Consider the following 25,044-nt stretch of genomic DNA (forward strand, 5'->3'; position numbering starts at 1 on the left):
CGCATTTCGTGCAAATTCCGGCGCGAGGTGACGCGATTATTGCGTCGATTGCCGTAGATTTCCCTGTTTGCGGGCGATTCCGCGGGAATGCGCGGGCAACGCGAACTTTGCCGCCGTCCGTTCCTAAAGTCCGACGAAGAAATGCCGCTAATGCCGGGGCATTGCCTCATCGTCCGCTTTCCAGGAATCTCCCCCATGTTCGGAAAAATCAAGCTCGCGTCGGGTCTGCTCGGCGTGTTGACCGTGTTCTGCCTGTTCCTGTTCGCGATCGAGGCGCTCGGCTTCTGGGCGCTCAAATCGACGCGCAGCGGTGTCGACGATCTGTCGAACATCGCGATCTCGCAGGTCGACGCGGCCAGCCAGGCGACCCAGCAACTGCTCGACGCGCGCATCAACCTGTCGCGTGCCGGCACGCGGATGGTGCGCGGCGGCCCGAAGCCGGAGGACATCATCCGCCATGCCGGCGCGTCGCTCGCGGAGGCGGACAAGGCGTTCGCCGCGCTGACGGCTGCGGAGCCGGTCGACGATACCAACCGCGCGCGCGTCGCGGCGCTGGCCGAGCGCTATCGCGCGCTGCGCGGCGCGCTGGGCGAGCTCGTGCAGTTCCTCGACGCCGACAACATCCAGGCCTTCCTCGACCAGCCGACGCAGAGCATCCAGGACGCCTATATCGCCGAGCTGCGCCGCTTCACCGACTATGGCGGCGCATCGAGCCGCACGGCGCTCGACACGATCGACGGCGGCATGCTCTGGTTCAAGTCGGTCGGCATCGTGCTGCTGGTGGCGATGCTCGTGGCGAGCGCGGCGATCTACGCGGCCGCGCGGCGCGCGGTCGTCGCGCCGCTGGAAGAAGCCGGCCGCCATTTCGAGCGGATCGCGCAGGGCCGGCTCGATGAAGTCGTGCGGGCGGGCGGCGTGTTCGAGATCGACCGGATGCTGCGCGGCCTCGCGACGATGCAGACGAGCATCGCGGGCACCGTGCGCACGGTGCGCCACGCGTCCGACGCGATCCACCTCGGCGCAGGCGAAATTGCGGGCGGCAACGCCGACCTGTCGGCGCGCACCGGCACGCAGGCCGCGTCGCTGGAGGAAACGGCCGCGAGCATGGAGGAACTGACGGCGACGGTTCGGCAGAACACCGACAGCGCGCGCGCGGCGAGTGCGCTGGCCGATGCGGCACTCGAGGCGACGAGCCACGGCGGCGGCGTGGTCGACAGCGTGATCGACCGGATGCGGGGCATCGCGCAGAGCTCGGGGCGGATCGCGGAGATCATCTCGGTGATCGACGGCATTGCGTTCCAGACCAACATCCTTGCGCTGAACGCGGCGGTGGAAGCCGCACGCGCAGGCGAACAGGGGCGCGGCTTCGCGGTCGTCGCGGGCGAAGTGCGCTCGCTCGCGCAGCGCAGCGCGCAATCGGCAAAGGAGATCAAGGCGCTGATCGAGGATTCGGTCGCGCAGATCAACGGTGGCGCGGAGCTCGTCGAGCGCGCCGGCGACGCGATGCGGACGGTGTCGGCGTCGATCACGCGCGTCGTGCAGACGATGTCCGAGATCACGGCGGCGTCGGTCGAGCAGAGCGTCGGGATCGAGCAGGTGAACCAGGCCGTCACGCAGATGGATCAGCTCACGCAGCAGAACGCGGCGCTGGTGGAGGAGGTCGCGGCGGCGGCCGCGTCGCTGAACGACCAGACCGCGCACCTGATGCAGGCGGTGTCGGTGTTCGAACTCGGCGATGGCCGCGCCGCACGCGGCGAACGCGCGGCGCCGTCGTTCGCCGATACGGGTTACGCGTCGGCTGGCAGCGCCGCGTAAGCGGTCTCGAGGTGGTAGGGCGTCGTCGACGGCATGTCGGCGCGCGCCACCTGCCCGTCCGCCGTCTTGCACTCGAACCAGCCGCGCGGATGCAGGAAGCGCGCGGCGAAGCGCTCGATCTGCCGCGCGAGCGGCGCGGAGGCCGGCGTGCCGCCGTGCGTCGCGAGTGCGCGCAGGTATTCGGTCTGCGCCCAGATCCGCTGCGTGCCGTCGATGCACGCGCCTTGCGCGTCGAGCGCCGCACAGACGCCGCCCGTCTGCGGATCGACGCCGTATTGCTCCGCGAACACGAACGCGCGCGCCAGCGCGCCGGGGAGCCCGGTCTGGGCGAGCCGCGCGCCGGCCGCGTCGACCAGATAGAACCACTCGAACTGATGGCCGGGCTCGAAACGGTTGTCGGCCGCGCCCAGCGGCAGCTCGGCCACGCAGCCGGTCGCTGCGTCGACGAACGTGCGCTCGACGGCCTGCGCGGTGTGCGCGAGCGCGTCGTCGAACACCGTGTCGCCGAACGCATCGGCCGCCGCGAGCCAGGCTTCGGTCAGGTGCATCAGCGGATTCTGCAGCGCACCGCTGCCGGATGACGAGAAATCAGCGTGACGCGCCGCGTCGAGCAGCGCGTCGCCGCGGTGCGGCGCGAAACGGTCCTGAATCAGCGCGGCAGTCTCCTCGGCTGCCTGGCGCGCGGCGGCGTCGCCCGACGCCGCATACCACGCCGCACACGCGAATACGATGAACGCGTGCGTATAGAGATCCTTGGTGGTGTCGAGCGGCGCGCCCTGCGCGTCGACGCTGTAGATCCAGCCGCCGTGGCGCGGGTCGCGAAAGCGCCGGCCCAGCGCGTCGAACAGCGTGGCCGCGTGCGCGGTGTCGCCGGCCTGCGCGAACACGAACAGTTGCCGTGCGCAGGCCATGGCGCGATAACGGGTCACGGGCAGCGGCGCGTGGGTGGCCGGATCGACGGCTTCGAACGGCAACTGTAATGTCTGGTCGAACCCTGAACCCCGCCAGATCGGCAAGACGACGTGCGCGAAATGGTGGCGCAACTGGGCGGCCTGGGCGGAAGCGGAGTCGGAAACGGACATGACGGGGTTGAGCGCTGGGTTCGAAACGTGTCGGCGCGGCCCGGAAGATCGGCGCGGCCGGGGCCAAGGATAAAACATTCCGTACGGCCGGCACCAAAAAAGGAGATAAATCGCATGCTGAGCAACCTGGAACTCGTGATGCGGCTCGTTCTCGCGGCGGCGCTGGGCAGCGTCATCGGCTTCGAGCGCGAGCGCCTGTCGTGGGCGGCTGGCCTGCGTACGCACATGCTCGTCTGTGTCGGTTCGACGCTGATCATGATCGTGTCGGCGTTCGGGTTTGCCGATGTACTCGGCAGCAGCGACCACATCGTGCTCGATCCGTCACGGATCGCCGCGCAGGTCGTGTCGGGCATCGGCTTCCTTGGCGCAGGCTCGATCCTGCTGCGCGGCGAGATCGTGCGCGGGCTGACGACGGCCGCGAGCCTGTGGTCGGTCGCCGCGATCGGCCTCGCGGTGGGCGGCGGGCTCTACGTCGCGTCGATTTCGGCGACGATCATCATCCTGATCATCCTCGCCGGCATCAAGCCGCTGGAGCGGCGCTACTTCACGGTGCGCCAGCGGCGCCAGCTTGCGCTGACGGTCGTGAGCGGCACGTTGAACTTCGATTCGCTGCACGCGGCGCTCGGCGCGGACAGTGCGCGCGTGAAGCAGTTCATCGTGCAGCGCGCCGACGGCACGGGTGAACACGACGAGGTGCGCATCGCGCTCGCGCGCGTGTCGGAACTCGAATACCAGGCAATCTGCGACAAGCTGCGCGGGCTGAAGGGCGTGACCCGCTTCGAAGAGGGGAACGGGCTGTCGGGCGACGAATAGGCTGAATCGGCGACGGGGCATGCAAGAAAGGCCGACCGGATTCCGTTCGACATCCGGCCCCGCGCCAGCGGGCCTCGCCATCCGATTTTCATCCGCAAACGTCACCATCTGCCCGTCAAGGCCCGATCGATACGCCCGCCGGTCGGTGACGCGAGGGCCGGTCAGGGATGCTTTCGAATTTGGCTGGCTGATACGATCAGCATGATGAGGCGCCCGAATGAATGAAAGAAATGTAATAAATGGCGCGATGTTCAAGGGTATCAGTGCCATTGCGATTGGGGTGAGCCTTCTTATCGCTTCTGCAATAAACGCGCAGTCGACTAGAGAATTCCTTAAAACGTCGATCTTGGTGCCGGGCTTCGTTGTTAAGCTCGATGCCGGCGGATACCATCCGGAGATTCAATTTACCACCCGGACAGGACAGCAAATTTCGTATCGGCAGGGCGGAATTGTCACGAAAGTTGAACTGGGCCAACGAGTCGAAGTGCGATACCAGGCGGATGACCCCGACGGCAGCGCAACGATGAACGTTTTTGCCGCGATCTGGGATTCGACGATTGTTTTTACCTCCATAGGCGTGGTCGCGATCGTGTGCGGGATCATGAATTTGCCGTCGCGGGCATAGCTGGAAGCAGAGGAGCGGGGGCAGGGTTACATTTGTCGGGCCAACGATTGTGTGTTCCGATAAACACAGACTGTAAAATCGGCCATCCGTTAGGTGGGCCGTTTGCCATGAATCGAGGCGAATACACGAACATGACGAAGTCAGCCGATACGTTGAAAGCGATGTTTTTTTGCCTGCTTGGTTTGGTCTTGCTGGCGGGTATGATCTATTCGATCGTTGATACGCGCTCCTTTCTTAAAGCGGCTGAGGTCGCGAATGGACAGGTCGTCGCGTTGAATGCCGGCGGCAGTCATCCGGAAATTGCATTCGTGACGTCCACAGGCGAGCATGTGTCATACGCTCAAGGCGGACTCGTGTTCGGTATGAAAGTGGGTGATGCGGTGCAGGTTCGCTATCTTGCATCGTCGCCCAAAGCGTCTGCAACTCTGGATCGTTTTTTGGCGATCTGGACCGTGCCTATCTTCTTGGGTTTCTTTGGTATTAGTGCGGTGTTAGGTGGTTTCTTCAGTTTCCCTCGACCCTGATCTGCTGGAATAAATCCATGTCTTTCTTGCGACGTAGTCAATGGGAGTACCAGACAGGCTCGACATTCGGTGCGAGCATCGAATTCGTCATGGGCTCAGGTGGTGAGATTTTGTTGAAGAATCCTTCGGGACAGTTCCAGCGCTTCTGGTACGGTGGGCTGGGCGTTGGCTTCGGGGTCGGCGTCAAGATTCCGAAAGTTCGATTGCCGAAGTTCGCGATCAAAGGGAAATCCATCAGCGGCAGTGGTTCGGCAGAGGCGTTTCCTAGTATCGGCTGGATCTACATGACATCGGCATTTTCCGGGACGGAGCTCGATCGTTCCGACTTGCAGGGTGGTGCCGTTTATCTGGATGGAAGTGCTGAACTCATCCTCGCGGGTGGCAGTGGGTCGGTCATGTTGCTTGGGATCAACCCGGCATTGCTTTCACTTGCTATCAGTCAGCTTACGATCAATCCCATGCTCTTCGAATGGGTGATCCAACGGGCGAAGGCGCTTTTGATCATGATGGGTGTCAATGCCGGCCTGAACCCGGGCGGCAAGGGTTTTGGGGGTGGGGCCGGCATCCTCGCCGGATACGTCCACTGACCTAAATCAGGGGTTTCGCTCCCGAACGGGGCGCGCATCGCAGAATCTCCTTGCCGGTTTCAGCTGATAGCAAGACAAGTTGGATGTAGCTGCTTGATTGCGCATAGGGACTGAAGAATTGGTCCATGACAGTCGCAAATCGGTGCAGGCTCACGTCTCTCGTTGCTGATTCCGTAAATGACAGCAGGATCTCGACGCCACGGACGAACGACGGGAATTGACTGTCGAGGGACATCCACCTGATGGCCGGTTTGTAGTCGAGACCCACGATAGCGTCGATGCAACGTTGAGCCATTACGCTGGATCGTGGCGCGTGCTGACGGAGAAAATCCTTCAAGGCAGGCAATCCGGATCGCGTCAAATCAAGCGGGTGAGGTGCCAAGGCTGACAGGACGCGCCATAGCGCTCCATGTTCTCGCGGCAGTGAGGCCGGCAAAGTCGGCCTTGAAAGCAGGGTAATGGGGCATGCGAGCGCCGAGCCCTCGTACAGAAGATCGCTATCTGGCGCGCCGATCGGCAAGCGCGACGGCAGCTCCCCGTTTGTTGCCAGCACGTCGACGTCGACCTGGGGATGTCGCGGACTCGCGGGATGACCGTTTGAATTCAGCAAGGTCAGTAACGGCGTTGTCAGGGCGGCACTTGGTGCAGCGTCCGGATCTCGGCCGGCGACCCAGTACACGGCGGAAGCTTCTGGGGGCTGAGTGTGGCTAAATGCTCGATACGGCAATACTTGAGTTCTGGACGTTGGGTGCACGACAGCAGGGTCCTTGTCCTTATCCGATTCGGTACGGTCACCCAAGTACACACCCTTGATCGAATAGACGCTGAGGCGGACTCCAGTCGCCAACGGGATCGGGACGATGGGATAGGCCGCATCGCCGCTCGTGAGCTGGATCGGGGTTGCCGTGCGCTCGAACAGATTGACGACGGGAGTGCAGAACAGCCGGAACGCGCCCGTGCCCAGCGGCGCGAGGATCTGGGCAGCAGCAGAATCGTTGGGCGTACCCCGCACGGCAACGTGAAGGGTTAGGTGCCGCGCTCCGGCGGCGCGTGCAGCGCGGCGGATGCGATCCAGATCGACGTCGACGAAATCGAATTTTTCCGGATAGGCGAAATACTCGATCAGGCTCCGGAAAGACTGTGAACTGGTTGGCTCTTCATCGGGCAATAGATGCTCGTCATCACCGAAGCCAACTGCTTCGATCGGGACTTTCGACAAGCCGATCCAGTGCCCGCTGTCGTCGACTTCCACATACGCGCTCGACGCCCGAAGCAGCAATGCATCGGTAAGTGCGACGACCAATGGCCTGTCTCCGGCCAGGTGTAGGCGAATGGGCTCAGACGGGATTGTGCCGTCGAAGATCCGGGATGCAGCCTCGCTAGCAAAGCTAATCGAAATGATGCCGGTCACTTCTGCGGGGACGCGTGCCGATGCGGGGGCGAGTGTCGCCGGCGAATAGCGCGCTGAATGAATGCGCAACGGCGACAAGTTGACGTCATACAAGGTACGAAATCGACAGGGCGCTGCGTTGGCATCAAGCATCGTGCCGCGTGTGATGGTCATCGGCTCGGTCAACTGGCCAAACATGGTCGACGGATCGAACGAGGCGAGCGCGCATGACGGAATGGTGCGCAAGTACTGCGGATAGGCAACTTCGAGAAGGGCCTCGGTGAATTGCGGATAGTCGTCGTCGAGCTTCGCGTCAACGCGTGCAGCCAGCAGTGCGAACGTCTGCATCATTCGATCGACATGCAGGTCCTCCACGTGAGCGCCGGCGATACCGAGGCGCGCTGCGATCTTGGGAAAGCGCTGAGCAAATTCCGCCAGATGGCGGACCAGGATCCCGATTTCTCGTTCGTAATGTGACAGCAGATGGTCCATTTGCGACGAATGTTCAATAATCCATAATAATCCGGCCCTGATTTTCCGGAGTCGAGATCTGGTTCAAACGACACTCAGCCATATTAGAATGGCTCCGCCGACAAAAAATCGCCCCTCCGCTGAGAGATTCCGAGGCTACATATGCAAATGTCAGAAATTGCGAGCTTCTTCCAGCTCCAGAGCAATCGCCTGTTTACGATCGAAACGCCATTGAAAGGTCGATCGGATTTGGTGCTCGTCGATTTCCATTGTACCGAGGGGTTGTCTCAGAATTTCGAGATCCATGTTCGACTCGCGTCTCAAGACAAGAACATCGAGCTCAAGAAACTCATCGGACAGCCGGTGACAATTACCTTGCAATTGTCTGACGCACTCGCCAGTTCGGAAGAGCGTTATTTCCACGGATATATTGCAGCGTTCTCGCATCTCGATACGGATGGCGGATTCGCGATCTACAGCGCGACGATTCTGCCGTGGCTCTGGATGCTCTCACGTCGGCAAGACATCCGAATCTTCCAGGAAGAGAACACAGAGGCCATCCTCTCACGTGTATTTCGAGAATATGGCAAGCTCGCGTCATTCGAGTTCCGTCTTTCAAAGGGAACGAAGAACCGCAGCTATTGCACGCAGTACCGAGAGACGGATCTGGCGTTTGTTGAACGGCTGATGCGAGAAGACGGCTTGTTCTACTACTTCGAGCACGCGAAGGATGGGCACAAGCTGATCATCGCGGACAACTCGGTGACGGCCAAGCCGATCGACGGGCGCAGTCCGGCGTTGCAGTACAACCAGGATGAACCACTCGATAACCTGGCCGTCATCACGTCGTTTCAGGCGCAACGTCATCTTGCGCCCAGTACGGTCGGACTGAAGACCTTCGACTACAAAATTCCCCAGGCGCGCCGATTCGTTTCGGGCGGAACCGAAGTGAACCAGGGCGAAGTGCCCTCGTACGAGATCTACGACTATCTCGGCGAACATGGCTTTGCGGACAGCGATCGCGGTGAAGAGCTCACGCGCTTCCGGACCGAGGCGCTTGCGGCGCACAGCAAGACTTTCGTCGGGGTTACGACCGGTCGGCGGATGATGCCATGCCGATACTTCGAGCTGGACGACCACTACGATCATGCGAGTACCAAACAGGAAGACCGACAGTTTTTGCTGCTGACTGTTTCGCACACCGGCACGAACAACTATGAGCCCGGCGAGGGAAGTTCGGCCTACTCGTGCAGCTTCACCTGCATTCGAAAGAAGATTCCCTACCGTCCTGCGTTCGACGGCGAGCGTCCGTCGATCGTCGGGCCGCAGACGGCGATTATCGTCGGCCCGAAGGGCGAGGAGATTTATACCGATAGTCTCGGCCGCGTGAAGGTTCAGTTCCATTGGGATCGCCTCGGCAAGCGCGATCAAGGCAGCTCATGCTGGGTACGCGTGAGTCAGCCTTGGGCGGGTAGCGGGTTCGGGATGGTTCAGATTCCGCGAATCGGTGACGAAGTGGTCGTGAGTTTTCTTGACGGAAATCCGGACCGGCCCCTGGTCACGTCGCGCGTCTACAACGCGCAGAACATGCCCCCGTGGGAACTGCCGGCCAATGCGACGCAAAGCGGGATTCTCACGCGTTCAACCAAGACGGGTAACGTCAACACCGCCAATGCAATTCGCTTCGAGGACAAGAAGGGCGCGGAAGAGGTGTGGCTGCACGCAGAGAAGGATCAGCGCATCGAGGTCGAGCACGATGAGTCGCACTGGGTCGGCAACGATCGCAGCAAGAACATCGACCATGACGAAACAGTGCACGTCGGCCACGATCGAACCGAGACGGTCGACAACAACGAGACCATTCACATCGGCGTGGATCGGACGGAAACCGTCGGCAATAACGAAACGCTGACGGTCGGCGGCAATCGGAACGAGACGATCCAGGGGATGGAAAACCTCTTGATCGCGTTGACGTCCACAGAAACGGTTGGGCTCGCAAAAGCCTTGACGGTCGGTGGTGCATATACGGTGACGGTAGCGGGTGCCATCAACACGGCAGCCGGCCTGGCGAGTGCCGAAGAGGTTGGCCTGTCGAAAACGACGATGGTCGGCAAGACGTATACGGTGACGGCTGGCGATCGCATCGAATTGCGAACCGGCAAGGCATCGATCGTTCTCGAAAGCAGCGGTCACATTACGATCAGTGGCACGGACATCGACATCCTCGGTTCGGATGCCGTGAAGGTGGACGGCAAGACCGTCGACTTGAACTGAGCGCGATGACGATGGAGTTTCGCAACCTTACGCCGTTGCATGCGATGGCGTACAACGCCGTCGACGTGCCTGGCAACGAGATTCACGTCGTTGCGCTGAAGGCCGCGTACCGGCTGGAGCCAGCGCAATCGCATGACTCTGCCGGCGATACGCATCGCTGCGTGTTGCTGAGTGGCGACAACGCGGTGTCATTGGCGATGGCCGACGAGTACGAGGGTGAAACGGGCACGAGCAGCGTGAAATGGGAAAGCGATCTCGCGCCGTTCAAGCCGAAGTGCGACGTTCTGGTTCGCGCAACGGCTTACGCACCGCATGGCACTCCAGCCGCTTCGTGGCCTGTTCGCGTGCGAGTTTTCGACGACGGCAATATGGTTGTCGACAAAGGACTTCGAGTGACGGGAACGCGTTCATTCACCAAAGGCTGGCGTGGATGGAAGCTCGGCGACCCCGAACCTGCGACGGCAGTGCCGGTACGTTGGGAGCAGGCATACGGAGGCGCGAGTCGCGTCACGCTCGCACCCGGATCAACGGAGACCAGTGCGGAACGCCAGTTGAACGAGGTCTGCTTCACTAACCCTCTCGGACGCGGATGGGTAGAGAAGCGTTTTCTCGATCGGGCAACGCATCAATCCGTTGTGGCCTCGCCTTGCGCGGCATTCGCCCTTAGGCCGCTACCGAAGATTGCCGAAATCCCCGCGCCGCAGGTCGAGGCATGGGACATGCCGATTGCCGGTCTCGACGTTGTCGAGCATTCGGCGTCCGCTCTGGACACCAAGCAGATGAAAGAGGTCGCATCAGGGTATGCGGCAACGCCTGTCGGTCTGGGTGTCGTCGGCCGCGCTTGGACGCCGCGTCTTCAGTTCGCCGGGACCTACGATGAGACGTGGAGAAAGACGAGGTGGCCGTATCACCCCGTCGATCATGACTTTCATTACTGGAATGGTGCACCGGCAGACCAACAGATTGCGTGGCCGGCACCTGGGCCAGCCTTCGAGCTGGCAAATCTCGCGTTGCCGGAGCACACGCGCGCAGGATTTCTGCGTGCGCGCCTTCCCGGGCATCGTGCGCTTGTGGCACTCCGCTTTGAGAGCGGAGCCATCGTGCCGCTCGAGATGAAGCTCGACACGCTGCTGATCGATACTGAGGAAATGCGCGTATCGGCGACATGGCGAGCGGTTTTTCCGTTGGAACCGGCAGTGCGCGTGTGCGAGGCGCGTTTCGAACTCGATCGGCATGCACCTCTGCTGCGAATGGCGGCGCTGAAAACAACGAGCGAACCGGAGGACACGTGGCAGACAACGTAATGGCCCGCAAGGATGGCCAGTGGACCATCGTGTCGATGATGCCCGACGTGTGTAAAACCCCGATGGGGGGCAGCACGCCACCCGTACCTTATCCTGTCACGGCGAGTCTTGGCGATAGCCAGATGACGTCGAAGACAGTGTTTGCCAACGGGAATCCGATCGTGCGATTCGATTCCAGTTTCGCACCGGATACGATCGGCGATCAGGCCGGCGTGGCGGATGGCGTCGAAAGCGGAACCGTTGGTGCCAAGTGCTGGCCGATCGACCATAGCAAGACCGTCCGGGTCGAAAGCAAGATGGTCGTGCGCCACAGCGACCAGTTCTGGATGAACGGCAATTATGTTGGAAAGGAAGCAAAGGCCGCCCGCTGGCGAGGTCGGAAGGCCCAAATCGCGGAGGCGAAGGAAAAGGTGGGTTCTTTGCCGCCAGGTGCGGAGCGCGACAAATTGCAGGCCGCTGCGAATCGCTTCGAAAAGAACAATTCCGTCGTCGAGCAGGCCAAGCTGGCGCAGAACGTTTATAACCCTAAGCTCGATACGCCGGAAGGCTGGAACAACGTCAGCGGCGATCCGGCGAAGCTCGCACAGTACAAACTGAAATCGGGCGATTTTTCTATTCCGGGAACGAACTTTCGTGCGCAGGTGTATGAGCCGGACAAGGACGTGTTCGGGAGCGATTTCAAGCCTCAGGTGGTGTTTCAGGGCACGGATAAGTACAAACTGTCCGACTGGAAAAACAACCTCATGCAGGGCATGAACAAAGACTCGGCGTATTACAGCCGTGCCGTCTCGATAGGCAAGGCGCTTGCGAAGAGCGGAGCGGATGTCGACATCGTTGGTCACTCGTTGGGTGGCGGGATGGCGTCTGCTGCATCACGGACGAGCGGGCTTGCTGCCACCACGTTCAATTCTGCTGGCCTGAATCCCTTGACAGTCGCTCGCTATGGCGGAACACCGGTTGCCTCGGATATTCAGGCATATCGCGTCGAAGGCGAGGTTCTGACGGCGGCTCAGGAAAAGAGTCACGGGCTCATGCCTACTGCAGTGGGCGAGCCGCATATCTTGCCGGGCCAAGGTGGCTCGATCGCGAAGCACGGTATGGACAAGGTGATCGACGGAATCGAGCAGCAAAAGACGGAAGACCAGACAACGATCCTCAAGGCAATTGGCGGATGAACACAACCGTGCTTTCAAACAGTCGATCATCATCGCGATGACGGATACAACCATTTCTCTGCAACGACTCGTGCGTTTCGGCCAAAAATCATTGCGCCAGCTGGCAGGCGCATCTTTTGTCGCATGGGCACTCGTCACCACTGGATGCAACATGAGCGCGAATTCTCCTGGCAAGTTCTTCGAGGGGCAGTACCTGAATGCAGCAAAGGCGATCAATGACCACGACACTGCCAGGCTGAAGGAGTCGCTTACGGGCCTCAACGTCAATGCGGCGGGACGCGACGATATGACGTTGCTTTGGTACGCGATCCTGCAGAAGAACTACGACGCCATTCGCGAGCTGGTCGCGCATGGTGCTGAACCGGACAAGCAGGTCGTGGAGGGTCTTGGAAGTGCGCTCCATGTCGCGTTGACGAACGATGATTCGCACGTTCTACAGGCCATGCTGGAGGGTGGGCTGTCGCCGAACTACCAGGATGCGGACGGCACCACGTTGCTTCAACGCGCGCTGGAAGGTGAGAAAGCGCCGGACCATGTGCGATTGCTTGTGGAGCGTGGGGCAAACGTCAATCTTCGAGACTCGATCGGTAGTGCCGCGCTGGATAAGGCCATTGATGTTTCGAAGCCCGACCTTGCCATCTATCTGGTTGAGCACGGGGCCGACGTGAATGCGCATACGACCAACGGTGTGAGCGTGGCCTACTCGGTGCAATGGGAGATTGATCACCTACAGCCGAATGGCAAGTCTGCGAGCACGACTGCCGTCACGCTCGATCAAGGCGGTAAGCCGGTCGTGACGACCCAGGCGCAGCCGGGCCAAGGCACTACACCGGAAGGGCATGAATTGTTGGAAAAATTCGAGCACCTGCGCACGCTGATGATCGAGAAAGGGGCGAAATTCCCCCCCGATCCGCCGGCGAAGGTCCGAGAGCAGATGAGCCGGAAATAAGTCGGGGAGCGCATCGTGGGTGATAAGGGCAATACTGTCGGCAGACTGTACGGTCAGGCGGCCATGTCGAATGCTCCAGCGTCGTCAGCCAATCCGCCGGTGCAGGCGCAAACACCGGAGGAGGAAGGCTGGCTCTCCAAATGGTGGGGCAATACGAAGCATGAGCTGAGTGAGGCCGCAGATCATCCATGGGAGGCGACAAAAGGGGCGGTCAAAGGGATCGCCAACATACCGTCCGATATTGGTGAACTGCTGATCAAAGGCAGTACGCTCCAATCCGCCGGTGAAATGGAGCAGGCTGCCGCCATGCAAAGTGCGTTTGGGCAGACGCAGTCTGCCGAAGCATTGTCGCAAGCGGCACAGGAAGTTAAGGCAAGCGCCGGCTCCATCGAGCTACCTAAGTTCAAGATGAGCAATGCTGCTCAGGCCGGCGGCGACAAGATCGCGACGGCCGTGTCGCTTGTTGCCGGAGGTGCAGGGATAGTCAAAGGCGGGATTAGAGGTGTAGCCGCCTTAGGTAAGGTAGGCGCGACTGAAGGTGCTGAGCTGAGTAAGACTGCTGCAGCCACCGGGAAAGTGCTTCAGACCGAGGGGACTATCGCAGAGGGCACCAAGACTGCGGATGCGACGGCGAATGCTGGCAAGGCGACCAAGGCGGCGGAGGAGGCGGGTGCCGGTAAAGCCGCCGGAGATGGCGCCAAGATACTGCGCAACGGCTATTCGTACGAATTTGATGCGCAAGGGCGCGTATCGAAGGTGGAAGGGAAGCTCAAACTCAATAAGACGCAAGGGCGTAACGCGAAGGCGCAACGCGAAGCCGGCGGTACCGACCGGTTGGCAGATGATCAGGGCGGCCACTATATTGGACGCCGATTTGATGGGCCAACGGATGATTTCAATCATTTTGCGCAAAACGGCAACTTCAACAACGGGGCTTACAAATCCCTTGAAAATTCCTGGCAACGCTCGATAGAGCAAGGGAAATCTGTTGAAGTAGAGATCACGCCCACGTATGCTGGGGAGTCCTTGCGGCCGAGCGCGATCACAGTCCGGCAGTGGATTGATGGCGTTCCGTCTGACCCTATCAAGTTCGGCAATACCATTGGTGGAAAACTAAATTGAGAATTGAGGACGTATGAATCAAGAAATTATTCCTGGTGCGGATGATATTTACCCGCAGCTTGGGCAACTGATTTTTGACGCAATTCCGAACGAATTTAGCATCGCATGGGTGCGTGTGGAGATGATAGACGATGTCTCCTCTTGCGGGATGTTCTACAAGAAGCCGAATGGTCGGTTTCAGTATTTGAATGTTGGACTGGATGGTGTTGAGGAGAAGTTCGCAGAGCTTCGCAATTTATTTAAGAAATCTGGCCGAGAGCCTTGGACGGGTGCGACTTTTATCTTGGCAGAGGACGGCGAATTTTCAATTGAGCTGACCTACGATGACATTTCGGATTTTGGGCGGGCAACGGAGCGCCGTGAGATCTGGATCGCGAAATATCTCGGAGAAGGTCCTGCAATCGATTGGCGCTAGGTTGCTGCACGGTGCCTCCTTGTCGGAGTTGTCTCATTTCTTAATGGCCCAGATGAAGTGGGAGACACTCTCGATATTGTCGCTTGAGGCCTGACCAGGTTGGGATCGGAGGCGATGGGGCGCGCAATAGCAGGTTCTATTGGCGCGTAGATGTATCCACGCTTCCGATTAACGCAGTGGCGACGTCAGAAGGATGATTGCGGTGAAGTGGTTCCTATGCGAAACATGCAATTGACGTTCGGTACTGGGTGTGCGATCAACCGGGATATGTTTTACCTGTCTGGCACTCTGGATGAGCTGGAGTCGACGGAAGGCAATCGAGTTTCGCGGATGGTGCTTTATCAGGGTCAAACGGCTGAAAAGTGGTTTTACCATGATCTTCCGGCATGGCGAGTTGTATCCGCCTGCTACCCCGAACCCGAACCCGAACCCGAACCCGAACCCGATAGCGTTCGAAAGATTTACGCACTGAGCGAGCAGGGTGACGTTGACTGTTACAGTCGGGAAGGTTCGGTCATCGAGAAAATATCCGATGCTGGTCTCGGGGCTACGTTAGCCAACTACGGATACGTTACGCGTATTCGAGAAATCGGTAGCCACCTTTATGTTTGTGGATATGGTGGCCAAGTCTATAAGCGTGACACAGCCGGCTGGATACATGTTGATGCTCAGCTCCTCCAGAAAAAAGCTGGCATTGGCAGCATCGAAGATCCAAACGAGTTACTTGCGGCATTGATTCAATCCACCGACGAGACAATCGGTCTCGTCGACATCAATGGCCTTGATGAGAAATCTATCTACGTCGTCGGTAATGATGGATACATCGCATTTTTCGATGGGGCGAGCTGGATAAAATTACCAAAACCAACAGCGGCTCACCTCAATTGCGTGCTGCCAGTCTCGGCCGACAGCGTCTGGGTCGCCGGAAGCAAAGGGACCTTGCTAAAAGGTAACTTCCAGGCTGGATTTAGTGCTGTGGCGCGCGAGAGCCTCAGTACCGACTTTTATTCGATGGCGTTGTTCAACGACCGGCTCTTCATCGGTGCCGGCGACGGGATCTATGAGCTCGATGAAAATGGTCCGCAGAGGTTGATGGTTAGCGACAAGTTCTCCCTGGACAGTGTTGCAACCGTGGATGCGAAGGACGGTGTTTTATGGGTGCTAGCGTCTCGCAGGCTTGCCAGATACGACGGGACACAGTGGGAAGTATTCGAGAATCCTCACAATCTCCCGTGATGCCTTAATAGATTCGCATATCGTTGGCCCTGAGGAGCTTGGAAAATTTGGCCAAGGGCGCTATCGGCATGAGATGCACGAAAGAGATGAGACGTCGCTGATGCTGAAGCAAGCTTTACAAGTGTATGTGAGGATCTGCCTTGGCCCAGGTTGATAGGGAAAGAAAATGGCGCTAGATCGAAAAGAGGCCGAAGAGGTATTTGATAACTTCTTGGTGGTAATGGACGGCCAACTGGATTGGTTGTTCAGCGAGGCGGAGCGGCATAGGGTTGAATTGAATCTTGATCTGGATCTGCTTTAACGTCTCGGCAGATAATCCCGTCGGCACGCAGACGGCCGGGAACTCACAGCCATTCACCCGCATACTGGATTGCGATCTCGAAACCTTCCGACGCGACACGGCTCACGGAGTGCCTGTATCCCGTCTTGCGCAAAGACAGCACGAATGTCCTGCGGGCGGCCCGTATGAACAGGTTGCATCGTCTTATCGTCGAACCCGATAACCAACCCTCCACCATCGTTGTTTCGCAATGCGATCTGCGCTTTGATGAGCTTCGCTCGACCCTCCGGCTGGCCGGGATCAAACCAGCGCTGACTTCGACCGCGTAACTTCCGGGCAGGTCTTGAAGGAGGCGCCGCGTCTCATCGATTGTCGGGAACACGGAAGGGCCTTCCTTCGTTCAATCGATCGTGTCAGCCAGAGCAGACATGTACTGGCCACGCTTCCATCAGCGGTCGTCGTTGTTCTAGCAGGCTCGTCCGGTGATCGCAGTAGTCCGGTCACCTTTTCGTCGAAGGCGGGTTTGTCGGCTGGTTTGAGCGCTTTGGTTTGTTTGTCGGTTAGCATCGGCTTTTCTGGCCCATCACATAGCCCATCAGGAATCACCGGACAGGGCTGGATGGTGTCGGAGTAAAATCGACAGATTGATGACGCAAGTTATTGATTTGTTGAAAGATAGTTCGACTTCGATAGATGTTCTTGGACGATAATTTGGCAGACATGACCGAACCCGTTTCCTCTCTTCGCTCCCGTTCCAATCGTTCGTCGGCCCGATCGCGTCAGCGCCCGGCTGCTGCCGCGGGCGGTACGTCCGCGAGGGCGACGGCGCGGGCCGGCAGTACGCAGGCCGGCGACGCGTCGCGGGACGAACGGACGCTCGACCTGTTCGGCGATCCGGTGCTCGAGCCGGGTGAGCTCGCGCCGGTCGCCGCTCGCGACGAAGCGGGTGCGGACGCCGTTGCGGCAGTCGATCTCGCGGACGATGTAGCCTCCGGGCGCCAGGCAGCGCTGGATGGGTTCAGCGTATCGGAGGGGGCGACCGCGGCAGGGCACGCGGACGCAGAAGAAGGCGCTGTGACGCAGGACGTCGCGAAGGCGGCACACGATGTTTCGGCGCCAGGTGGGGATGTCGCAAACGTCGACGTCGTGCCGGCTTCCGGCGGCGTTGCAATCACGGCAGTCGATGTTGCTCTGGCCGATGGCGTTGTAACGAACGCTGCCGACGTGCCTGCGGGCGATGGCGCTGCGACGAAGGCGACCGAATCGCAAGCGGCTGACGGTGAAATCGAGAACGCTGTTGTCGTTGCCGCCGCCGTCAAATCCCGCGAAGGGCGATCTTCCGGCGATGCCGTGAAGGAGCGTCGTGCGTCGTCGGGCGGCAAGCGCCGGGCGGCTGCCGGCGCAAGCGACGCGACAGCGGAGCAATCCGCGCCGGTCGCGACGAGCGTCGACACGGTGGCGGAAGTGGCCGCGGTGAGTGCGGCGCTGGACGCGGTGTCGATGGCCGCGCCACAGGCGTCGGCGCAACCGGCCAAGCCGGCAATTGCCGCGAACCCCGCGAACCCCGCGAACACCGCGAACACCGCGAACACCGCGAACACCGCGAAGGTCCACGACGCCGCACCGCAGGCCGGCGCCACCGTATCCCCGGTCACGCAGCCGATGGCTTCCGCTGCCTCCTTTGTCACGAAGCCGTCGGTGGAACGCGCGCAACCGGCCGCGCCGGCGTTCGATCCGGATACGCACCTGCGCCCGCTGACCGACCGGCTCGCCGCCCTGCAGGCTGACGTGGACGGCCTGACGCGCACGGCCGATCGCGAGATGCGCCGCGTCAACCGCCTGCTGCTGGCGCTGGCTGTCGTCGTGCTGGCCGGGCTCGTCGCACTGGTGATGCAGACGCGGCAGATCGCGCACCTGAAGCAGGACGTGGCCACGAAGCAGCAGCGGATCGATCGCCTCACGGCCGATCTGTCGACGCAGCAGGCAACGCTGATGACGCTCGAGGAGCATCACGAAGCGCTGTTGTCGCAAGTCGATCGGCTTCAGCGCAACGCGAATCGCGAGGCGGCCGTCGCGAAGCGTGCTCGTCGCACGCGTTAATCGTTTCGACCCTATCCTGGGAGCCCGACGGAGCAAGGATCGCCGTTCTGCATCGGCGATCGGCCGTTGCGCGCATGCGGCAAACTGATGCGGCGCGCTGGCAGAGTTCAGGGAAAACCCTTAGAATGGAGTCCATCTAAGGGAAAACCCTAGAAATATCTGTCAGGAGTCTCACATGAGCTTCATCCTCGCCCTGCTGCAAAAGATCGACGACCTTTTCGTGTCCCCGCACCTGCCGCTCGACGCCGAATACTCGTACGCTGCGCGTCGTGCCGAAGCCGAGCGCGTGCGCCGTGCGCACCTCGTGCCGATCGTCCTGTACCGTCGCTGATTCGCTGATTCGCTGATTCGCTGATTCGCTGATTCGCTGATTCGCTGTCAGCGCGGCGCCCACCGCACCGGCCCGCCCGCTTTCCGCCGCCGCATCGCGCGCCGGCGCGACCGTCCCGCTACACTGGAAGTCCGATTCCGTTCACGGTGACCGGGCCATGCTGCAGATGCGGCCGATGACGGCCAGCGAATTCCACGCGTACCGCACGCGAGCCATCGACGGCTACGCGCGCGATCTCGTTTCATCCGGACAAAATGCTGTCGAAGACGCGGCCAGCCGGGCGCGTGCCTGTTTCGACACGCTGTTGCCGGACGGCCTGCGTACCTCCGGCCAGACTCTCGTCGTACTCATCGACGGCGCCAGCGGCGACGCGGTGGGCGACCTCTGGTATGCGATCGTGCCCGAAGGGCCGAACCGCACGCTGTTCATCTACGACCTCGACATCGCCTCGTCCCGGCGCCGCCAGGGCTGGGCCACGCGCGCGCTCGAGGCGCTCGATGCCGAGGCACGCCAGTACGGCGTGACCGAGATCGGGCTGTCGGTGTTCAATCACAACACGGCGGCCCGTGCGCTCTATCGTGCGTGCGGCTTCGCGCCGATCACGACGACCTTGATCAAGCCGGTCATTTCTGACTGAAGCCACAGGCTGGCACCGCGTCGTCATGCGCTGGCGATTCGGGGCGCCGCGATCGGCCAACGCCGGCCAACTCTCCTACTTCTTACGCCTGCCGAAAGCGCCGAACGGCCATCAGGCCGTTCGGCACACGCCACCTGCACACGTCACCGCGCGCGCCCCTTCCATCTCCGCAACAGCAACGCGTTGGTCACGACGCTGACGCTGGAAAACGCCATCGCCGCGCCTGCGATCACCGGGTTCAGCCAGCCGAGCGCCGCCAGCGGCACGCCGACCAGGTTGTAGACGAACGCCCAGAACAGGTTCTGCTGGATCTTCCGGTACGTGCGCTTCGAGATGTCGATCGCGTCGGCGACGAGCGCCGGATCGCCGCGCATCAGCGTGATGCCGGCCGTATGCATCGCGACGTCGGTGCCGGTCGCCATCGCGATGCCGACATCGGCTGCGGCGAGCGCGGGCGCGTCGTTGATCCCGTCGCCGACCATCGCGACGATTCCGCCGTGCGTGCGCTTCAATTCGGCGACGACGCGCGCCTTGTCGTCGGGCAGCACCTGCGCATGCACCTCGCCAATGCCGAGCGACGCCGCAACGGCTGCCGCGCTGCCACGGTTGTCACCGGTCACGAGCACGCTCGCGATGCCGCGTGCCGACAGTGCCGCGATCGCGTCGCGGGCGCCCGGCTTCACGGTGTCGCCGAAGGCGATCAGCGCGAGCAACGCGCGCGGCGCATCGGCGCGCATCAGCCACGAGATCGTGTTGCCCGCGCGTTCGAGTTCCGCCGCGCGGATGTCGAGCGCAGGCGGCACCGCGATGCCGAGCTCGTCGCGCCAGCGCGTGCTGCCGAGCGCGAGCAACTGCCCGTCGACGCGCGCTTCCACGCCGCGTCCGGCCACCGCGCGCGCATCGGCCGCGATGGCTGACGGCTGTACATTGCCGCGCGCGGCCACGTCGGCGTCGTGCGCGGCCACGTCGGCGTCGTGCGCGGCCACGTCGGCGTCGTGCGCGGCGACCACGGCGCGAGCGAGCGGATGGTCGCTCTGGCGCTGCACCGCCGCGGCGAGCGCGAGCGCTTCGTCGTGCGGCACGTCGACGGCCTCGAACGCCGTCACGGACGGCTTGCCTTCGGTCAGCGTGCCGGTCTTGTCGAACGCGATCACGGTCGTGCGCTGCGCGAGTTCGAGCGCCTGCGCATCCTTGATCAGCACGCCGTGCCGGGCCGCGACGCCCGTGCCGGCCATGATCGCGGCGGGCGTCGCGAGGCCGAGCGCGCACGGGCACGCGATGACGAGCACCGCGACCGCGTTGAGGATGGCGGTTTCCGTCCCGGCGCCGGCGATCAGCCAGCCGACCAGCGTCAGCAACGCGATGCCGAGGATCGCCGGCACGAACACCTCGCTCACGCGATCGACGAGCCGCTGGATCGGCGCCTTCTCGGCCTGCGCGGATTCGACGAGGCGGATGATGCGCGCGAGCGTCGTCTCCGCGCCGATCGCGGTGGTTTCGACGACGAGCGCGCCTTCGCCGTTGATCGAGCCGGCCGTGACGGCGTCGCCGTCGTCCTTCGGCACCGGCAGGCTTTCGCCGGTGATCAGCGATTCGTCGATGTGCGAGCGGCCCGACACGATCCGGCCGTCGACGGGCACGCGCTCGCCGGGACGGATGCTGACACGCGTGCCGACGCGCACCTGCGCCAGCGGCACGTCGCGCTCGATGCCGTGCTCGACGACGCGCGCCCGGTCGGGCCGCAGCGCGTTCAGCGCGCGGATCGCGTCGGTGGTCTGGCGCTTCGCGCGCGATTCGAGCCATTTGCCGAAGCGCACCAGCGTGACGATCACGGCCGATGCCTCGAAATACAGGTGGCCGGGATGCAGGGGGGCGCGCAGTAGCATCCACAGGCTCAGCCCGTACGCGGCCGACGTGCCGAGCGCGACGAGCAGGTCCATGTTGCCGGTGCGCGCCTTCACCGCATGCCAGGCCGCGCGATAGAAGCGCGCGCCGTAGCCGAACTGGACGATCGATGCGAGCATGAGCTGGAGCCAGCCGGGCAGCATCAGGTCGATGCCGAACGGCGCGACGAGCATCGGTGCGACAAGCGGCGCGCTCAGCACGGCAGACCAGATCACCAGATCGCGTTCGCGAATCGCTTCGCGTCGTTTGCGGGCGTCGGGGTCCTGCTCAGCGCTGGCGGGATGTGCGGCGGCGTCGGCCGCAGCACCGGCTGAGGATGCGGCGGTCAGCGACGCGCGGTAGCCGGCCGTGGTGACGGCCGCGATCAGCGTGGCGGCGTCGAGGGCGCCGGCGCCATGCACCGATGCGCGCTCGGTCGCGAGGTTGACGGTAGCGCGCGCGACGCCCGGCACGGCGGCCAGCGCCTTTTCGACGCGGCCGGCGCAGGACGCGCAGGTCATCCCGCCGATGTCGAGTTCGAGATCGGCAGGGGCGGTGGAGACTGCCGGCGGGATCGGCACGCCGGCAACCGGCGTCGCGCCGTAGCCGGCCTGTTTCACGGCGTCGGCGAGCCGTGCGGCGGTCACTTCGGGCGCGGCGTCGACGGTGGCGCGCTCGGTCGCGAGGTTGACTGATGCACGCGTGACGCCCGGCACCTTCGCCAGCGCTTTCTCGACGCGCGACACGCACGACGCGCAAGTCATCCCGTCGATGTCGAGTTCGATGCTGGCGGGCGCGGCAGGCGCCGCAGGCGCGAACGCGGCGGCGCCGGCATCCGTTACGGTCGGCGTCGCGCCGTAGCCGGCCTGTTTCACGGTGGCCACCAGTTGCGCGGCGGAAACGTTCGCCGCGGCATCGACGGTGGCCCGTTCAGTCGCGAGATTGACCGACGCGCGCGAGACGCCGGGCACCTTCGCCAGCGCCTTCTCGACGCGCGACACGCACGACGCGCAGGTCATCCCGTCGATGTCGAGTTCGATGGTGTTGCCGGCCGGAAGCGGGCAACTGGTAGTGGAAGTGGCTGCGGCCATTGCCGCTGGCGGCACTTCGGCAGGTGGTGCATGCGGCGCTGCGGCGGTTTCGCGTACCGGTTCGCGCACGGCGGCGCGGTAGCCGGCTGCGCCGACGGTCTCGACGAGTTGTGCGGCGTCGACCGTTTCCTGCGCAGTTACCGTCGCCGTGTGTGCGTCGAGGTCGACCGTCGCGTCGACGACGCCCGGCACCGCGGCCAGCGCCCGTTGCACACGGCCTGTGCAGCCGCCGCAATGCATGCCGTCGACGCTCAGCTCGATCGTATGCAGCGCTACGGAGGCAAGTGGTTCAGTCATGTCGGATTCCCTGAATGCGCGGCTCATGCCGCCAATGATTCCAGTATCAACATTCCCATGATGGTAAGGTCAAGCGGCAATGACAATGTGACGCAGGTCGGCGGGTCGGTTCGAGGTTGTCGATGCACACAGGGTGCCACGGTCCCGAAAAAGCAGATGCCCGGCCTCCACGCGGAGCGCCGGGCAAGTCATATTGGCGAGAGTAGTGGCGCGGTCAGGCGCAGAGCTTGGCGCTTGCGAGACGATTCAGGCTGACGCCTTGTTCGGCGGCCTGGATCACCAGCGCGCGGTGCGCCTGCGGCGGGATGCGGACCTTGAATTCACCGCTGTAGGTTCGGTCGGCGATCGGCTCGGGCACTTTCTCGCCATGTCGCGCACGACCTCGGCGACGAGTTGGCGAATGCCGGCCAGCGCGCCTTCCGGCGTTCCGTCGAGCCACGAAAGAGCGAGGAATTCCGCGCACAGGCCGACGTGCTCCCCGTCCTCCGGGGACCACGTTACGCGGTACGTAAAGTGGTCTTGGTTCATGATTTCTGTTCCTTCAGTCGATCGATCGCGTCGAGAACCTGCCGCACCTGATAAGCCGTTGCTTTCCGTCGATCGTTCCGGATATTCACTCGGGGGTCACCTTGCCACGGTGTCTTGAAAATCGCATGGCTTGAACCGGATTGGCGGGCCGGTCCGAAGTGCGCCTCGCAAACCTTGAACAGATCGTTGGATCGCACATTCGCGGGCTCGCACCTCATTTGCTCGAGGATCTTCCATTCGCGTGCCATACCGGATGGTGTCAATAGTGACACCACCCGTCAATCCAGGCGGCGGTTCGCTTCGCGTTCGGATCTGTCCGGCGCAGGCTGAAATCGATTCAATCTCGCCCCGATTTATCGGGCCGCTCGGACGAAATATCGGGGACGCCCCCATGCCGCAGCTAAGCCCCGCCTGTTATTCGGCATATTGGGGGATGCCCTTAGGCGCTATGATACCGGCGCTGACATCAGCGCCCACCGTAGCGAAACGTGACGAAACGGCCATCCGGGCGGGCTGAGGTGCCCGGGTTCGCCGTTATCGAGCCGAACCGGGCGTTGACTGAAAAGAAAGAATATTCGGCCAGAATCAATGATTGAAAACCTACGAGAATCCATTGCTTTGCGGCGCGCGTGCGCGCCGCTGGCCATGGCGCTGCTGCTGGCGGGGTGCGCGTCGCAACCGGACGCGATCCAGCGGAAAACCGGCTGGATGCGCGCGGAAGTCGCCGACTCCTATGTCTACGCGTATCCGCTCGTGCTGATGGACGTCGCGAAGGAAGCGGCGACGGGCGGCGACGGCGCGCAACCGGGGCAGGCGCCGCTCAACACGCTGCGCCACGCGCAGGCGCTACCGCCCGTCGGCGCGGTGAATCCGCCGCTGCCGGGCGTCGACACGCTCGACTCGACCGGCTGGCTCGACGTCGCGACCGAACCCGTAATCGTCACGTTGCCCGACACGCGCGGCCGCTACTGGGACGCGCGTGCGCTCGACATGTGGACGAACGTGCTGTGGTCGTCGTCAAGTGTGGCTGCACGCGGCACACGCGGCGGCGCGCGATCGCAAACGATTGCCTTCGCCGCGAAGGACTGGCAGGGCACGCTGCCGAAGGGCGCGGTCCGGATCGACGTGCCGTCGGCCAACGCGTGGCTCGAAGTCCGGCTGCAGACGAGCGGCGGGCGCGACCTCACGAACGTGAAGAAACTGCAGCGCGCGATTCGCGTGGTGCCGCTGTCTGTCTACACCGGCGCGGCGCGCGGCGCGTCGGTCGCGGTCCATGCGGGCAGCGCGCCGTCCGAAGCGGTGGGCGGCGGCACGCCGGCCGAGCAGGTAGCCGCGCTCGACCCGAAGGCGTTCTTCGCGCGCTTCGCGCAGGCGCTGCAGGACAACCCGGCACCGGCCGACGACGCGCATGCACAGGAACTGCTCGGCGACATCGGCGTGTCGGCCGGCTACCCGGTGCTGTGGACGGGCGACCGCCTCACGGCCGCGACGGCCGGCGTCGCCGAGGCACGCGCGCGGCTTGCCACGCCGCCGTCGAACCTGCTGAACGCGAACGGCTGGAGCTGGATCGGCGACACGGCCGGCAAGTACGGCCAGGACTACACGCTGCGCGCGTACGCGGCCTACACGCAGTTCGGCACCGCGACGCGCGACGACGAAACGCTCGCGGTCGTCCGCGTCGACAGCGACGGCCATCCGCTGAACGGTGCGAACCGCTACGTGCTGCATTTCGCGCCGGGCGCGCTGCCGCCGGTGCGGGCGTTCTGGACGCTGACGCCCTATGCGACGAACGGCGCGCTGCCCGATGTCGGGTCGGCACGCCGCTCGCTCGGCGATCGCGACCGGCTGCGCCGCAACCACGACGGCTCGATCGACATCGTCGTGTCGGCATCGCCGGGCGGCACGCATGCGGGCAACTGGCTGCCGGCGCCGCGCGCCGATTTCGCCCTCGCATTGCGCCTGTACGCGCCGAAGCCGCAGGCGAGCGACGGGTCGTGGATGCCGCCCGTCATCGTCCGGAAATGAACGGATGACCGGCGGCGTTGTCCGACCGGCGGGCGCGACGGCGCCCGAACCCCGTACCGTCACCTCCTGAGCCTATACTTTCGGGATAG

20 protein-coding genes and 1 pseudogene are annotated in these 25,044 nt (G+C 62.7%); 16 read left to right on the forward strand and 5 right to left on the reverse strand.

Annotated features, from left to right (window positions below):
• The first annotated feature begins 195 nt into the window (after positions 1-195).
• Positions 196-1,815: a methyl-accepting chemotaxis protein gene (locus BDI24065_RS12515; RefSeq protein WP_175031524.1), complete on the forward strand. Its 1,620-nt coding sequence runs from the start codon at positions 196-198 to the stop codon at positions 1,813-1,815.
• Here the strand turns inward: BDI24065_RS12515 and BDI24065_RS12520 are convergent.
• Positions 1,788-2,897 carry an AGE family epimerase/isomerase gene (locus BDI24065_RS12520; RefSeq protein ID WP_175031525.1) on the reverse strand — a complete coding sequence of 370 codons (1,110 nt, stop codon included), beginning with the start codon at positions 2,895-2,897 and terminating at the stop codon, positions 1,788-1,790. The two genes, BDI24065_RS12515 and BDI24065_RS12520, sit on opposite strands and share 28 nt — an antisense overlap.
• Positions 2,898-3,011: 114 nt before the next feature.
• Here BDI24065_RS12520 and BDI24065_RS12525 point away from each other — a divergent pair, with 114 nt between their 5' ends.
• The 4 genes from BDI24065_RS12525 (at position 3,012) to BDI24065_RS12540 (ending at position 5,446) form a co-directional block, all read left to right on the forward strand.
• Positions 3,012-3,710, forward strand: coding sequence for an MgtC/SapB family protein (locus BDI24065_RS12525; RefSeq protein WP_175031526.1), 699 nt, complete (start codon positions 3,012-3,014; stop codon positions 3,708-3,710).
• Between the two features lie 217 nt (positions 3,711-3,927).
• Positions 3,928-4,335, forward strand: a complete 408-nt coding sequence (locus tag BDI24065_RS12530; protein WP_254609743.1) for a DUF3592 domain-containing protein — start codon at positions 3,928-3,930, stop codon at positions 4,333-4,335.
• A 131-nt stretch (positions 4,336-4,466) separates the two neighbouring features.
• Positions 4,467-4,859: a DUF3592 domain-containing protein gene (locus BDI24065_RS12535; RefSeq protein ID WP_254609744.1), complete on the forward strand. Its 393-nt coding sequence runs from the start codon at positions 4,467-4,469 to the stop codon at positions 4,857-4,859.
• 17 nt (positions 4,860-4,876) lie between these two features.
• Positions 4,877-5,446 carry a hypothetical protein gene (locus BDI24065_RS12540; RefSeq protein WP_175031527.1) on the forward strand — a complete coding sequence of 190 codons (570 nt, stop codon included), beginning with the start codon at positions 4,877-4,879 and terminating at the stop codon, positions 5,444-5,446.
• A 1-nt stretch (position 5,447) separates the two neighbouring features.
• Here BDI24065_RS12540 and tssF read toward each other — a convergent pair whose 3' ends face one another.
• Positions 5,448-7,328 carry a type VI secretion system baseplate subunit TssF gene (gene tssF, locus BDI24065_RS12545; protein WP_175031528.1) on the reverse strand — a complete coding sequence of 627 codons (1,881 nt, stop codon included), beginning with the start codon at positions 7,326-7,328 and terminating at the stop codon, positions 5,448-5,450.
• A 141-nt stretch (positions 7,329-7,469) separates the two neighbouring features.
• Here tssF and BDI24065_RS12550 point away from each other — a divergent pair, with 141 nt between their 5' ends.
• The 10 genes from BDI24065_RS12550 (at position 7,470) to BDI24065_RS12595 (ending at position 19,130) form a co-directional block, all read left to right on the forward strand.
• Entirely contained in the window at positions 7,470-9,581 is a 2,112-nt protein-coding gene (locus BDI24065_RS12550; protein ID WP_175031529.1) for a type VI secretion system Vgr family protein, read from the forward strand.
• Between the two features lie 5 nt (positions 9,582-9,586).
• Entirely contained in the window at positions 9,587-10,885 is a 1,299-nt protein-coding gene (locus BDI24065_RS12555; RefSeq protein WP_175031530.1) for a DUF2169 family type VI secretion system accessory protein, read from the forward strand.
• Entirely contained in the window at positions 10,870-12,060 is a 1,191-nt protein-coding gene (locus tag BDI24065_RS12560; RefSeq protein WP_175031531.1) for a PAAR-like domain-containing protein, read from the forward strand. The genes BDI24065_RS12555 and BDI24065_RS12560 overlap by 16 nt, the downstream gene beginning before the upstream one ends.
• A complete protein-coding gene (locus BDI24065_RS12565) occupies positions 12,050-13,009 on the forward strand; it encodes an ankyrin repeat domain-containing protein (protein WP_254609745.1) in 960 nt (319 codons plus the stop codon). Before BDI24065_RS12560 ends, BDI24065_RS12565 begins: the two co-directional genes overlap by 11 nt.
• A 15-nt stretch (positions 13,010-13,024) precedes the next feature.
• Complete coding sequence (locus BDI24065_RS12570; RefSeq protein WP_175031532.1) at positions 13,025-14,131, forward strand: DNA/RNA non-specific endonuclease; 1,107 nt, start codon at positions 13,025-13,027, stop codon at positions 14,129-14,131.
• A 13-nt stretch (positions 14,132-14,144) separates the two neighbouring features.
• On the forward strand, positions 14,145-14,546 hold the full coding sequence (locus BDI24065_RS12575; protein ID WP_175031533.1) for an immunity protein YezG family protein: 402 nt from the start codon (positions 14,145-14,147) through the stop codon (positions 14,544-14,546).
• 225 nt (positions 14,547-14,771) lie between these two features.
• Positions 14,772-15,782 (forward strand): hypothetical protein, encoded by a 1,011-nt coding sequence (locus BDI24065_RS12580; protein ID WP_175031534.1) that lies wholly within the window; start codon positions 14,772-14,774, stop codon positions 15,780-15,782.
• 1,000 nt (positions 15,783-16,782) lie between these two features.
• Positions 16,783-18,162, forward strand: a complete 1,380-nt coding sequence (locus BDI24065_RS12585; protein WP_175031535.1) for a flagellar hook-length control protein FliK — start codon at positions 16,783-16,785, stop codon at positions 18,160-18,162.
• A gap of 175 nt (positions 18,163-18,337) precedes the next feature.
• A complete protein-coding gene (locus BDI24065_RS12590; protein ID WP_006481665.1) occupies positions 18,338-18,493 on the forward strand; it encodes a hypothetical protein in 156 nt (51 codons plus the stop codon).
• Between the two features lie 157 nt (positions 18,494-18,650).
• Entirely contained in the window at positions 18,651-19,130 is a 480-nt protein-coding gene (locus BDI24065_RS12595) for a GNAT family N-acetyltransferase (RefSeq protein WP_175031536.1), read from the forward strand.
• A gap of 143 nt (positions 19,131-19,273) precedes the next feature.
• Here the strand turns inward: BDI24065_RS12595 and BDI24065_RS12600 are convergent, their stop codons facing one another.
• The 3 genes and pseudogenes from BDI24065_RS12600 to BDI24065_RS12610 all read right to left on the reverse strand — a co-directional run bounded on the left by BDI24065_RS12600 (position 19,274) and on the right by BDI24065_RS12610 (position 23,178).
• Entirely contained in the window at positions 19,274-22,402 is a 3,129-nt protein-coding gene (locus tag BDI24065_RS12600) for a heavy metal translocating P-type ATPase (RefSeq protein WP_175031537.1), read from the reverse strand.
• A gap of 214 nt (positions 22,403-22,616) precedes the next feature.
• Positions 22,617-22,930, reverse strand: a pseudogene (locus tag BDI24065_RS12605) (type II toxin-antitoxin system HicB family antitoxin).
• The gene (locus BDI24065_RS12610; protein ID WP_175031538.1) at positions 22,927-23,178 is read right to left on the reverse strand and encodes a toxin HicA; all 252 of its coding nucleotides are present in this window, start codon (positions 23,176-23,178) and stop codon (positions 22,927-22,929) included. Before BDI24065_RS12610 ends, BDI24065_RS12605 begins: the two are co-directional and overlap by 4 nt.
• 340 nt (positions 23,179-23,518) lie before the next feature.
• Here BDI24065_RS12610 and BDI24065_RS12615 point away from each other — a divergent pair, with 340 nt between their 5' ends.
• Entirely contained in the window at positions 23,519-24,955 is a 1,437-nt protein-coding gene (locus BDI24065_RS12615) for a DUF1254 domain-containing protein (protein ID WP_175031539.1), read from the forward strand.
• Positions 24,956-25,044: the final 89 nt, after the last annotated feature.

The organism is Burkholderia lata (genome assembly GCF_902499025.1).
Lineage (GTDB): Bacteria > Pseudomonadota > Gammaproteobacteria > Burkholderiales > Burkholderiaceae > Burkholderia > Burkholderia lata_C.

Excerpts from the sequence above, each read along its gene's own strand:
- BDI24065_RS12515 (WP_175031524.1), top strand. The coding sequence starts at position 196 with ATGTTCGGAAAAATCAAGCTCGCGTCGGGTCTGCTCGGCGTGTTGACC.
- BDI24065_RS12520 (WP_175031525.1), bottom strand. The coding sequence starts at position 2,897 with ATGTCCGTTTCCGACTCCGCTTCCGCCCAGGCCGCCCAGTTGCGCCAC.
- BDI24065_RS12525 (WP_175031526.1), top strand. The coding sequence starts at position 3,012 with ATGCTGAGCAACCTGGAACTCGTGATGCGGCTCGTTCTCGCGGCGGCG.
- BDI24065_RS12530 (WP_254609743.1), top strand. The coding sequence starts at position 3,928 with ATGAATGAAAGAAATGTAATAAATGGCGCGATGTTCAAGGGTATCAGT.
- BDI24065_RS12535 (WP_254609744.1), top strand. The coding sequence starts at position 4,467 with ATGACGAAGTCAGCCGATACGTTGAAAGCGATGTTTTTTTGCCTGCTT.
- BDI24065_RS12540 (WP_175031527.1), top strand. The coding sequence starts at position 4,877 with ATGTCTTTCTTGCGACGTAGTCAATGGGAGTACCAGACAGGCTCGACA.
- tssF (WP_175031528.1), bottom strand. The coding sequence starts at position 7,328 with ATGGACCATCTGCTGTCACATTACGAACGAGAAATCGGGATCCTGGTC.
- BDI24065_RS12550 (WP_175031529.1), top strand. The coding sequence starts at position 7,470 with ATGCAAATGTCAGAAATTGCGAGCTTCTTCCAGCTCCAGAGCAATCGC.
- BDI24065_RS12555 (WP_175031530.1), top strand. The coding sequence starts at position 9,587 with ATGACGATGGAGTTTCGCAACCTTACGCCGTTGCATGCGATGGCGTAC.
- BDI24065_RS12575 (WP_175031533.1), top strand. The coding sequence starts at position 14,145 with ATGAATCAAGAAATTATTCCTGGTGCGGATGATATTTACCCGCAGCTT.
- BDI24065_RS12580 (WP_175031534.1), top strand. The coding sequence starts at position 14,772 with ATGCAATTGACGTTCGGTACTGGGTGTGCGATCAACCGGGATATGTTT.
- BDI24065_RS12585 (WP_175031535.1), top strand. The coding sequence starts at position 16,783 with ATGACCGAACCCGTTTCCTCTCTTCGCTCCCGTTCCAATCGTTCGTCG.
- BDI24065_RS12590 (WP_006481665.1), top strand. The coding sequence starts at position 18,338 with ATGAGCTTCATCCTCGCCCTGCTGCAAAAGATCGACGACCTTTTCGTG.
- BDI24065_RS12595 (WP_175031536.1), top strand. The coding sequence starts at position 18,651 with ATGCTGCAGATGCGGCCGATGACGGCCAGCGAATTCCACGCGTACCGC.
- BDI24065_RS12600 (WP_175031537.1), bottom strand. The coding sequence starts at position 22,402 with ATGACTGAACCACTTGCCTCCGTAGCGCTGCATACGATCGAGCTGAGC.
- BDI24065_RS12610 (WP_175031538.1), bottom strand. The coding sequence starts at position 23,178 with ATGGCACGCGAATGGAAGATCCTCGAGCAAATGAGGTGCGAGCCCGCG.
- BDI24065_RS12615 (WP_175031539.1), top strand. The coding sequence starts at position 23,519 with ATGATTGAAAACCTACGAGAATCCATTGCTTTGCGGCGCGCGTGCGCG.